This window comes from Blautia sp. DFI.6.71 (assembly GCF_020593585.1).
Lineage (GTDB): Bacteria > Bacillota > Clostridia > Lachnospirales > Lachnospiraceae > Blautia_A > Blautia_A wexlerae.
This window is the reverse complement of the sequence record NZ_JAJDMJ010000049.1, coordinates 16,374-28,434: the sequence shown is the minus strand read 5'-3', so window position 1 is coordinate 28,434 and position 12,061 is coordinate 16,374. Positions and strand designations below refer to the sequence as shown.

Below are 12,061 nucleotides of genomic sequence, written 5' to 3'. Positions count from 1 at the left end.
GTTTTTCGGATCAGCGAAAAACTCCACAATGGCAAACAGGGCTTTGCCCTAACAAAAAGAAACGCCGGAACCGGTATTTACCGGAACCAGCGTTTCTTTTTCATTTATTTATTGTATAGCCCTTTTCCACGTCCATGCCTAACCTTTATAAAGTTCCTTTCAGAACATTTTCCAACTGTTCATCGGACAGATCAACATGATAAAAAAGATCGAAAAATTTATGTATTTCTTCATTGATATCACATTTAATATATTCCGGATAAATCAATGCTGAGAACCATCGCATACCGATCAGACGATTTGGTCCTGCCGGACGATCCACCCAGCTAAACGGTGCATTAGGAGTTCCATAAACCTTTTGGTCCTGTACTGCTTTTAGTGAAGCATAATCAGGATTGCTCAGGATATCTTCTGCTGCAGAATTTCCGCTTTTATCTGCCTTTGGTTCACCATTTACAACAATCACATCCGGATCCCATGCAAGAAGCTGTTCTGCTGAAATCTGAACACGAGATCCATCTCCCAATTCCAGATCTGCAACATTGACTGCATTGATGGCATCAAGGATCTGTGCATGCTGGGATCCCCTGGGTGCAGTTTCCAGTGAATCCTCTCCATTACCGAAGTATACACTGACTTTCTTTTCTTCTGGAATATCTGAAAGTGCATTAATATCAGTAAATACCTGCTCCGCATACTGAGCAAGCTCTTCTGCATGATCTTCTACGCCAAGAAGTTCGCCCATAAAACGAAAAGCTTCCGCAGAATTATTAAGCTCATTGTCTACTGCAACAACCGGAATTCCAAGGCTTTCTGATAACGCATCGCAATCAGAAACCATTGTATCATTAATCTTTCCACTATTAATAGCAATTGTAGGATTGGCAGCAATTACTGCTTCATAATTGACAGCATCACCCATTCCAAAATTAGGAAGATCCTGATATTTGTCCAGAATAATAGATTTCTCAACATCATTCAGTTCATAATTCCACCCAAGAAGCTTATCCGGTGCAACCATATACAGAAAAATTGCAGCTACCGGACCTGCTGAAAAAACAGATTCAATATTTTCTGCTGCAGGGACCGTTACTTTTCTTCCTGCCATGTCTGTGATCTCACGGGTTTCAGCAGTTTCCTGCGTGGCATCCTGCTCCCCACTCTGCGCCTGCTCTTCAGTAGCAGCCTTCGTTTCAGAATATCCTGTTAAAAGACTGACTGACATCACCAGACATATAAGCAGAGCCAAAAGTTGTCTGTGCTTTTTCATAAACTTTCTCCTTTCTTTTCTCCGCATTACTCATAATTGACGCTTATTGAAATTGACTATACAATTTTTAAGTATTATAATGTATATGCGAATAGTTTTTAAAAACAATTCGGTTTTTCTGAGTATAACACCGTAAATTTGATCAGTCAAGTTACAAGGATGAATGATTATGAATCTGACAGCTAATGAAAAAAAGTAGCTACTGCCCGGCAAAAACGATATGTTCTGCTGTTGGCGGTTATGCTGGTACTTTTGTTTATCATTATAGTACTCTCATTCTGGGTGGGATATTATCCGCTTACACCAGTGCAGGTACTAAATGCATTTTTATCAAAATTTGGTTTTAAAGGAGATATTTTACCCCAGGCAGTTACCATATTCTGGAATATCCGTCTGCCCCGTATTCTGTCTGCTTTATTTATTGGTGCTTCCCTCTCGGTAGCAGGTGCAACCTATCAGGGAATGTTTCGCAATCCACTGGTATCTCCGGATATCCTTGGAGTTTCTTCCGGTGCAAGTCTCGGAGCTGCTTTTGCAATTTTAAACGGAGCTTCCAACTGGATGATTCAACTTTCTGCTTTTGCAGGTGGTGTAGCCGCAGTAGCCGCATCCTATCTTATCAGCCGAAAATCCGCACATTCCCAGACTCTCAGTCTTGTTCTGACCGGAACTATGATCATGTCACTCTGCAATGCCGGTGTCACAATGATCAAATATGTGGCAGACCCTAATGATGTTCTCCAACAAATTACTTTCTGGCTTATGGGCAGCTTAACCAAAACCACAACCAAATCCTTTTCCTGGAGTGTTCTTCCAATGATCATTGGATTAAGTCTGATTTTTATTTTTCGATGGCAGATCAATCTGCTGACTTTGGATGAAGAAGAAGCCAAAAGTTTAGGAATCAATGTGCGTAAATATCGTCTGATTTTTATAGTCGCTTCCACATTACTCAGCGCCGCTGCTGTCTGTCTTGGAGGATTGATCGGATGGGTCGGGCTGATGATCCCCCATCTGGCACGTGCACTGGTTGGCGTTGATTACAGAAGGCTGATACCTGCAAGTGCGATCCTTGGCGGCGGATATCTGATACTTGTTGATGATATTTCCCGTTCCCTTTTGTCCATGGAACTTCCACTTGGCGTTGTCACAAGTATCATGGGCGCCCCCTTCTTTATCTATCTTATCATCAAACGAAAGGAGCGCGCGTAATTATATGCTTCTGGAAATTGAAAATGTTTTTGGCGGTTACGGCAATGGTGATATTTTAAAAGGTATCAGCTGCAGCGCAGACTATGGTGATGTGCTTTGTCTGCTTGGTCCTAATGGTTGCGGAAAGACCACTCTGTTCCGCATGATATTAGGTTCCCTTCCTGTTTCTAATGGAAAAATAAAGATAGCCGGAAAAAATATTAGTGACTTTACAACCAAAACACTGGCAAATATGATTGCATATATTCCCCAATATCATTCCCCTGTATTTGCCTATACAGTTCTTGATATAGTAATTATGGGGCGTGCTTCTCATTTCTCCGCATTTGAAACCCCAAAAGAGCCTGATCAGGAAGCAGCTTTTGCTGCCTTGGAGAAAGTAAATGCCCTGCCTCTTGCCAACAGGAAATATACTTCCTTAAGCGGAGGACAAAGGCAATTGGTTTTAATTGCCCGTGCAATCTGTCAGTCTGCAAAAATCTTCATCATGGACGAGCCAGCCGCCAATCTGGATTATGCAAATCATCAGCTTCTCATGGAAGTAATTTCAGGGCTGGCCAACCAGGGATATTGCATTATTATGTCAACACATAGTCCTGAGCATCCCTTTTCCGTGGGAAACAAAGTTCTTCTCATGAAATCCGGAAAGGTTATGGGATTTGGCTCTCCCAAAGAAATCATTACATCTGAAACCTTACAATCTGTTTACGATATTGAAATGGATGTGATAACTACACACGACCGCTATGGCCGTGAACGAACTATCTGTTTACCGGTAAACAGCTCAGCCAAAACAGTTCATGAGAAATGATACGTGGGTTACAATTATGGAACTATTATAAAATAAAATGAAATGGGACTTTACTATGACTCAACATATATTTTTAACTGGTAAAAAACACATTGGAAAATCTACATTGACCCAAAAGATATTGGATGATTATAAGAAAACCGCTGATGGATTCCTGACTGTCCGCACAAAAGACTATCTAAAGAATCAGTATTCAGTTCATATGTACCATCTAAAAGAGAAGGAATTCCCAAACGAATCTAATCTTTTGTTTTTATGCGGAAAAACAGATGAACACACTGCCGATACCTTTGATCTTCTTGGATGCAATATTCTTTCCATGTGTTCTGACTGCTCTTTAATTGTTATGGATGAACTTGGTCCACATGAAGCAGACGCTACTTTATTTCGTAAAAAAATCTTAAACCTTTTGGATGGGCAGACTCCCATTTTAGGGGTATTACAGGAACCTGCAGAATCTTTCTGGCCTGAAATTGTAAATCACCCAAAGGTTGAAATCATTACAATTTCTGAAGACAATCGGAATGACAGAGCTTTACTCAATTACATTCAATGTAAAATTTCTTCTCCTTAATGATTACTCCCGGGGCTATGCCATCGGAACTAACCAAAGGGTCAAGTAGCCTTGTCAAGTAAAAAAATAACCGCTAGAAGCCTTGATTTCTAGCGGTTTTACGTGCGTTAGAGGTTGCTGCGTGCCAGTGGCACGCGTTTAGCAACGACCGGAGCGAAGCGTAGATCGAACCCGTTCGAGTCCGACCCGGACTTGAACAAAAAATAAGACAGTGCATTTGCACTGTCTTATTTTTATTAGCGTGCGTTAGAGGATTCGAACCCCCGGCCTTTTGGTCCGTAGCCAAACGCTCTATCCAGCTGAGCTAAACGCACATCCTTGTGAAGTTCTTATCTCGTGTCCCTCACAACAATGAGTATTCTACTCTATACTGGAGCATTTGTCAACACTTTTTTTGAATTTTTTATTTTTTTCTTTTGATTCGCAAAATTATAACAATTTACAACTATTCTGTAATGATATCAGTACACAGGTACACCAAAATACTATCGCAGTCCTGTTTTCATTAATTCCGCCGCAAAGCCTCGATCGGGCTCAGTTTTGCTGCTTTCTTCGCAGGATAAATTCCAAAGAATACTCCTACTGCACAGGAAAACAAAGTCGCCGCCATAATTGTACTCAGGCTGATTCCCGGAGTGATGGACATTCCCATACTGCTGCTTATGATTGAACAGATTACATATCCGCCGATCACACCCAGAACAATTCCTATCACCCCTCCAATCACCGTCAGAATTGCCGCCTCTGCCAGAAACTGCATCATAATAGAAGAGGTTTTCGCTCCCAGTGACTTACGGATACCAATCTCTCTGGTACGTTCTGTTACGGAAACCAGCATAATATTCATAACGCCGATACCGCCAACCAGAAGGGAAATTCCCGCCACAAAGGAGATAAAAGCAGTCACCATATCCAGCATCTGATTCATAGAGCTCATAATATCCTGAAAGCTCTGTACCTGAAAGTAATCTTTTCCTGCACACTGATGTCTTTTTTCCATCAGTTTTACCACTTTGTCAGCAACATCCTGACTGTTTAAGCTCTTATCTGTCTGCATTGTTACTGAGAAAAAGTAATCGGATACACCGGTGAATTCATTCATTGTAGTATAGGGAACATTAATAGTCACCGGCATTCCCTCATAAGTATAACTGACAAAGGTTCCATTTTCTTTCTGGGTTGTCACCCCGCAGATACGAAGACTTTTGGTCAGTCCATAACAATTGACATCTACAGTCATTCCAACCACATCATCTGTGCCAAAGAGTCTTTTTGCATCTGCATCGGAAAGCACACAGACATTTTTTGCTTCCTGAACTTCATTTTCCCCGAAATATACTCCATGCTTCATGGTGGCATTATTTAACAGCTTTGCATCCGGTCCCTCACCTGTTACCATAAGAGAAAAATTTCCCTTACCTGTGGTAGTTTCTCCACTGAATGAATCCGAAACATTTACTCCTTCTATACCGTCTACCGCCCGGATTGCTTCCACATCATCCGCAGTGATCCACTCCTCGTCTGTCTGTGCCTCGTCGCTGACACTGATGGCAATCTGCCCGCCGCCGATATCATCAATTTCACTGTTCATCTGGTTCTTGGTTCCTTCACCCACAGATACAATAGCAATTACAGAAGCAATGCCAATGATAATGCCAAGCATAGTCAGAAATGAACGTCCCTTATTTGCCATAATGTTATGGACTGCCATCTTGATATATTCATACAGCTTACTCATCAGCATCCTCTCCTGTCTGTTCAGGAACTGCCTGTACTTCCATTCCCTCTGTGTAATCACCCAGATCTGCGATTACTTCTTCGCCTTCTTTGATTCCCTTCGTAATTTCCACATAATCCTCTGAGCTGATTCCTGTAGTAATATTTCTCTTTGTCACCAGTCCATCTTCTATCACATAGCAGAAGGAGCCTTCTTTTCCGATATTGATCACTTCCACAGGAAGAGTCACCACATTTTTCGCAGAAGCCGCATGAATCTTAACCTTGGCATCTACTCCCAGGAAAATATCTTCATCCGGATCATCAATGCTTACTGTTGCTGAAATGACCGGCGTTCCTTTTTCATTCTGCACCGCAATATGGCTCATTTTTATTACAGTACCCTGATAAGTATTATCCCCTAAGGTAATCTCAACAGACTGCCCCTCTTTCACTGTATTATAATCATATTTAGAGAGAGTCACATCCACACTTGCCTTGTCTGTATTCTCAATAGTAAACAGTTCCATACCCTGAGTAACTGCTGCTCCCTGCTTAATATCTGCCTTGGATATGATTCCGTTAAATTCCGCGGTGATTCCTTTCTTTCCTTCCTTCACCAGCTCCTCGGCTGATTTTGCGTCCAGTTCGGAAAGATTATCTGTTACTTTCAGTTTCTCTTTTTCTTCTTTTGTCAGGCTTGTGGAATCTGCCTCTGCGACAGCTTTCTCAGAAGCCAGATCTGACTGAAGCTCTGCAAGTTCATCACTTGCTGTCTCAAGTGCACTTTCCAGAGCAGAAGTATCCGCAGTTACTGTCCCGCCATCACTTCCGCTGTTGTCATATCCGGAGTAGGAAGAATCTTCCCCATCGCTGTCATCTGCATCTGAACCGTCTGAAATTCCCCATGAGTAATCTGCACTGCTTTCTGTGAAGTCAGAAAGTACCGGCATTTTCGGTGTCTGCTGCTTAAGATCATTATAAGTCTGCTGTGCCTGCTGCATTGCGAGCTGTGCCTGTGTTCTTGCAGCCTCCGCATTATCCAGAGCCTGTGTATTCTCATCTGAAGGGTCTGCCTGCCATGTTGCAAATGCCATCTGATATGTGGTGTCTGCCTGATTATAATCGCTTTGTGCCTGATTATACTGTGCATTCAGATCTGAGAGCTGCTGCTGGTACTGCGGAAGAGTCTCCGTCTTGTATGTATAAAGTGCGGCCTGATATTTACTCTGGATTTCCTCCTGTTTCTTTGCCTCTGCCTGGGCTTTTGCCTGAGCTTCCTGCTGCTGTGCCTGAGCCTGAGCTGCTGCCTGTGCGGATGCCTGAGCTGCCGCTTCACGCTGTGCCGCTGCTGCTGCCGCTGAAATCTGTGATTTCAGAGACGAGACATAAGCTTTTTTATCCTTTATTTTCTTCTCAAGCTCCTGAACATTCTTTTTGGCATCCTTCTGCTTCTTCTCTGCTTTGTCAGATTTATTTCTTGTATCCTTTGTATCATACTTTGTTGATTTCAGATTCAGTTCTGCTTTTCGATTATCTTTTTCCAGATCCTCTGTATTAAACTCGATCAGTTTTGTTCCCTTTTTTACCACATCGCCCTGGGAAAAAGAAACAGTTTTCAGTTCTGCATTTACAGGAGAATAATAAGTCTTCTCTTCTTCACTTCCCACTGTTCCTGTGGCATCTACAATTTCCTCAACATCTCCTTTCTCTGCAGTTACTACCTGAACCTGTGGAATCTGATTTTCTGTTGAATTTCTCTGACCTGCTACTGTAACTCCGCCGGCAACAACAAGAACAGCTGCTGCTCCAATAATAATTTTCTTTTTACTTTTCTTTTTTTTCATAATATCTGTCTCCCTGTAACCGGATTTATGCATCCAGCTGGTTTTTTATATATTCTTCTTTCCCATAGTTTTTATTGATAAAATCTGATTCTATCTTTCCATCCATAATTCTGACTACACGCCTTGCCTGAGCAGCAATCCCATTATCATGTGTGATCAATATGACCGTTTTTCCCTGCTCGTGCATACTTTTAAGAATCTGAAGAATCTCCTTACTGGATGCAGAATCCAGATTTCCTGTAGGTTCATCTGCCAGGATCACCGGTGGCTGGGCCGCGATTGCTCTTGCAATAGCCACCCTCTGCTGCTGTCCTCCTGACATTTCATTTGGTCTGTGATCCATACGTTTCTCAAGCCCTACCATGGTCAGTGACTCTACTGCCAGCTTATGTCGCGTTTTTCTGTCTACCCCTCTGTAAACCAGCGGTAATTCCACATTTTCAATTGCAGTCAGATTTGAGATCAGATTAAATCCCTGAAAAATAAATCCGATCTCCCGGTTTCTGACTTCTGAGAGTTCATTATCTTCCATTGTGGACACATCAGTTCCATTCAGAAAATATTCGCCGGATGTAGGCACATCCAGACAACCCAGCATATTCATAAATGTAGACTTTCCCGAACCTGACTGTCCGATAATAGCAACAAACTCACCCTTATTAATTTCCAGATTAATATGATCCAGCGCCCGCACTTCATTCTCGCCGGGATTATATATTTTACACAAATCTTTTACTCTGATCAGCGCTTCCTCCATCTTTCCCTCCTGTCTATTAAATATCCTGCTCCAATCCAGATCTTACAGAATCGCAACCTGTCTTTCGTAAGATATCAGAAATACCTTTTACAATCATAACCTCACTTATATGTTAAAAGGGCAGCGCTTCAGTTTTCCAAAAGCTCTGCCCTTATCTGCGGAATCTGCAAGTCTCTGTTATCAGAAACGATACAGCTTCCACGATTTCTTCATATTTTTATTCTGCATCTGCCCGACTTTTTATGCTTCCAGCAGAAATGCCTTATATGCTTTCTTAGCTTCGTAAATATCTGCCTTACTTGTCACTTCCCATGGTGCATGCATACTGAGCACTGCCACACCGCTGTCAATGACTTCCATTCCATAAAGCGCTGCGATATAAGCGATTGTTCCGCCTCCGCCTACATCAACTTTACCAAGCTCAGCTGTCTGGAACGCAACTTCATGGCTGTCAAAAATATTTCTGACTCTTGCCACGTATTCTGCATTTGCATCATTCGAGCCGGATTTACCTCTTGCTCCGGTAAATTTATTTAATACGATACCTCTTCCAAGATAAGCTGCATTCTTTTTCTCAAATGCCTCCCCATAAGCCGGATCATAGCCTGCACTTACATCAGAGGAAAGCATACTGGAATTCTTCAGAGTTCTTCTCAATCTCAGATCACTGTAGCATCCCATTGCATCCAGAAGTTCAGCCACTGCGTTCTCAAAGAAACGTGACTGCATACCGGTGGCGCCTACGCTTCCAATCTCTTCTTTATCAGTAAACAGACAGCAGGAAGTGTGTTTCGGGGTGTCCATCTCAAGCATTGCAAGCAAAGAAGTATATGCGCACACTCTGTCATCCTGTCCATAAGCAGCGATCATACTTCTGTCCAGACCACACTCTCTTGCCTTTCCTGCCGGTACGATCTCCAGCTCTGCAGAAAGAAAATCTTCCTCTTCCATATCATACTTCTCTTTAAGGATATTCAGTACATTCTGTTTTACTGCCTCTTTCTTCTTATCATCTTCCAGGTCTTTCAGTGGTCTGCTGCCGATCAGGATGTCCAGATTCTCTCCCTCGATCACTTCTGCCGCTTTTTTCTGCATCTGCTTTCCTGCAAGATGGATCAGAAGGTCTGTGATATATACGATTGGATCATCCTCATCCTCACCGATATTTACTTCTGCTGTACTTCCGTCTTTCTTTACCACTACGCCATGGATTGCCAGGGGAAGAGTCACCCACTGGTATTTCTTAACACCGCCATAATAATGGGTATCCAGATATGCAAGATCCGTATCCTCATATAATGGATTCTGTTTGACATCAAGACGTGGAGAATCAATGTGTGCTCCCAGAATATTCATTCCCTCAGAAATATCATCCTGTCCGATATGAAACAGTGCAATGATTTTCTTCATTCCGACTGTATAAACTTTATCTCCTGCTTTCAGTTTCTCACCCTTCGCAGTCTTCTCTTCCAGAGATTCATAACCTGCTGCCCGTGCTTCTCTGATGATCTGCGTCACACATTCACGCTCTGTTTTTCCCACATTAAGAAAATTGCGATACGCTTTTGCAACCTGCTCCAGTTCTTTTTCTTCTGCTTCTGTATAAGAAAGCCATGCATTTCTACGTTCCATTTACTGTTCCGCCTTTCTTTATGACTGTCATTCATAGTATTGCTTTGATAACGGTAACTATTCATCAGTTCGCTATTATGTAATGGTATTGAACAATTACCTGTTTTTCATTATAAAACATCCTCTGGAAATTTTCCATATGATTAATATTTATTTGTCAGTAGACATTAGGATTCATTTCCGCTATAGTTGATGGCAGGTTAATATTTCTCCTCTCAAATTCATTATTTACGAGGATTGTTATAAAAATATCTGCAATACCAGGAGGTTCTGTCATGAAAAATTCAGAGGAACTGCGTCAGCAGCTTCGTTCCATAAACCGCAAAAGTTATCCGGCATATAAAGGGCTGAAAGGTCTGTATCATTTTGGAAATTATATTCTGTCCATCGACCATGTGCAGGGAGATCCTTTTGCTTCTCCCTCTCATGTCAGCATTCAGATTTCACACAGAGATGCCGGATTTCCCGTCGAATATTATAAAGATACGCTTACCGGGACTACTCTTTGCGACTATCTTACACGTCAGTTTGAAAAACAGGTCAGTCAGTACAGCTTTCGTGCAAAAGGCTCCGGCAAAAGCGGCCTGCTCACTGTCAGTCATTGTGGTCAGGAGATTCTTTCCCGGACAGCCTGTGAAATAACAGAAAAAGGCATAACCGCCCGCTTTTTTGTGGGCTTCCCTGCTAATGGCCGCACGATCAATGCCACTGAACTGGAGAAAATCCTTTTTGATTTTCTGCCTGTATGCATTCAAAAATCCTTTTTCTATTCCAGCCTTAATGCAAAGGAATTACAGAATTATATAGAGCTTGCAGAGGATCAGGAATTTATCCGTCATACGCTGCCCGCAAAAAATCTCTGCGCATTCATAGCCGACGGCTCCATCCTCCCAAGAGAAAGCGGTATTTCCTCCCGCCCTATGAAAGCTTCCGTTCCCTTTACTTCTCCGGACAGTCTGCGCATTTCCATAAATCTTCCCCATAAAGGAGAAATCACAGGCATGGGGATTCCAAAGGGAATTACTCTGATCGTAGGCGGTGGATATCATGGCAAATCCACGCTTCTGAATGCACTTGAACTTGGTGTATACAATCATATCCCCGGAGATGGACGTGAATACGTGATCACAGATGCAACTGCTGTCAAACTGCGTTCAGAAGATGGCCGTTTTATCAAGGATGTGGATATTTCCATGTTTATAAATGATCTTCCAAACAAGAAAGATACCCGCTGTTTCTCTACACTGGATGCCAGTGGAAGCACTTCCCAGGCAGCCGGTATCGTAGAAAGCATGGAAGCCGGAAGCCACCTTTTTCTTCTTGACGAAGACACCTCCGCAACTAACTTCATGGTTCGTGATGCTTTCATGCAGCAGGTTATTCAGCGTGAGAAAGAGCCGATCACTCCATTTCTGGAGCGTGCAGAGGATCTTTATAAAAAAGCAGGGATTTCTACAATTCTTGTTGCCGGAAGTTCCGGGGCATTCTTTCATATTGCAGATACAATTATCCAGATGGACAATTACGTTCCAAAAGATATTACAGCTTCTGTCAAAAAATTATGCAGCCAATATCCTCTGCCTGCTGTTTCAGTTACTGATTTTCAGCTTCCGCACAGCCATCGCATTATGAGCAGGCCTGCCGAATCTTCTAAGCGCCTTAGACATAACAGTCGTGGAAATCATTCCGATTCCGGTGCCGCAAAACCTGAGCGCCTGAAAATCAGAATCTCCGGAACAGATGGCTTCTCTCTCGGCAGACAGGAGATTGATCTCCGCTATACAGAACAGCTTATTGACGCAGAACAGACCGCTGCCTTAGGTCTCCTGCTGAAATATGCAGTTGAACATCTGGCAGACGGCAGACGTACCCTGCCTGAGATTGTGCAGTTTCTCTGGAAAAATCTCTCTTTACATGGTCTGTCCTTCTTTACGGAGAATCAAAAAATTTCCTGTGGTTACGCTACTCCCCGTATTCAGGAAATTTATGCCTGTCTTAATCGTTACAGAGGTTTATAAGAAAGAATCCTGCTTCAGTGACATAATAAAATCACCGCTTCTCCGTCGATCTTGTCGGCTAAGCGGTGATTCACGTTCATTTTACACTTTTTAGGGAAAGGAAAGATTTTCTCTTAAGGTACGTCATTTCCTTAAGATGTAAATATCATAACCTATAAATGTGAGAGAAATTTGTCTAATTTCTAATATAATTATAAAATTTATAAAAAAACTGCAAAAATTTG

General features: G+C 42.3%; 9 protein-coding genes and 1 tRNA gene. 4 read left to right on the top strand and 6 right to left on the bottom strand.

The genetic code is table 11. The features are described 5' to 3' along the window. Nucleotides 1–145: 145 nt before the first annotated feature. Nucleotides 146–1,270, bottom strand: a complete 1,125-nt coding sequence (locus LJE12_RS15870; RefSeq protein ID WP_025578957.1) for an ABC transporter substrate-binding protein — start codon at nt 1,268–1,270, stop codon at nt 146–148. Nucleotides 1,271–1,510: 240 nt separating this feature from the next. Here LJE12_RS15870 and LJE12_RS15865 point away from each other — a divergent pair, with 240 nt between their 5' ends. The 3 genes from LJE12_RS15865 to LJE12_RS15855 are packed head-to-tail and all read left to right on the top strand — an operon-like array spanning nt 1,511 to nt 3,867. Then, nucleotides 1,511–2,482 carry a FecCD family ABC transporter permease gene (locus LJE12_RS15865; RefSeq protein ID WP_227227114.1) on the top strand — a complete coding sequence of 324 codons (972 nt, stop codon included), beginning with the start codon at nt 1,511–1,513 and terminating at the stop codon, nt 2,480–2,482. Nucleotides 2,483–2,486: 4 nt separating this feature from the next. Further along, nucleotides 2,487–3,293: an ABC transporter ATP-binding protein gene (locus LJE12_RS15860; protein ID WP_025578960.1), complete on the top strand. Its 807-nt coding sequence runs from the start codon at nt 2,487–2,489 to the stop codon at nt 3,291–3,293. Nucleotides 3,294–3,330: 37 nt separating this feature from the next. After that, a complete protein-coding gene (locus LJE12_RS15855; RefSeq protein WP_025578962.1) occupies nt 3,331–3,867 on the top strand; it encodes a nucleoside-triphosphatase in 537 nt (178 codons plus the stop codon). A 240-nt stretch (nt 3,868–4,107) separates the two neighbouring features. Here the strand turns inward: LJE12_RS15855 and LJE12_RS15850 are convergent. The 5 genes from LJE12_RS15850 to LJE12_RS15830 form a co-directional block, all read right to left on the bottom strand. Beyond that, nucleotides 4,108–4,181: transfer RNA gene (locus tag LJE12_RS15850), tRNA-Arg, on the bottom strand. 191 nt (nt 4,182–4,372) lie between these two features. Next, the gene (locus LJE12_RS15845) at nt 4,373–5,605 is read right to left on the bottom strand and encodes an ABC transporter permease (RefSeq protein ID WP_055150576.1); all 1,233 of its coding nucleotides are present in this window, start codon (nt 5,603–5,605) and stop codon (nt 4,373–4,375) included. Next, nucleotides 5,598–7,430 (bottom strand): efflux RND transporter periplasmic adaptor subunit, encoded by a 1,833-nt coding sequence (locus LJE12_RS15840; RefSeq protein ID WP_118614313.1) that lies wholly within the window; start codon nt 7,428–7,430, stop codon nt 5,598–5,600. Before LJE12_RS15840 ends, LJE12_RS15845 begins: the two co-directional genes overlap by 8 nt. Nucleotides 7,431–7,455: 25 nt before the next feature. Then, complete coding sequence (locus LJE12_RS15835) at nt 7,456–8,187, bottom strand: ABC transporter ATP-binding protein (RefSeq protein ID WP_008708059.1); 732 nt, start codon at nt 8,185–8,187, stop codon at nt 7,456–7,458. Nucleotides 8,188–8,427: 240 nt separating this feature from the next. After that, the gene (locus LJE12_RS15830; protein WP_055053076.1) at nt 8,428–9,819 is read right to left on the bottom strand and encodes an aminopeptidase; all 1,392 of its coding nucleotides are present in this window, start codon (nt 9,817–9,819) and stop codon (nt 8,428–8,430) included. Between the two features lie 275 nt (nt 9,820–10,094). On the opposite strand from LJE12_RS15830, the gene LJE12_RS15825 reads away from it, so the two are divergent. Further along, complete coding sequence (locus tag LJE12_RS15825; RefSeq protein ID WP_227227113.1) at nt 10,095–11,837, top strand: ABC-ATPase domain-containing protein; 1,743 nt, start codon at nt 10,095–10,097, stop codon at nt 11,835–11,837. Nucleotides 11,838–12,061: the final 224 nt, after the last annotated feature.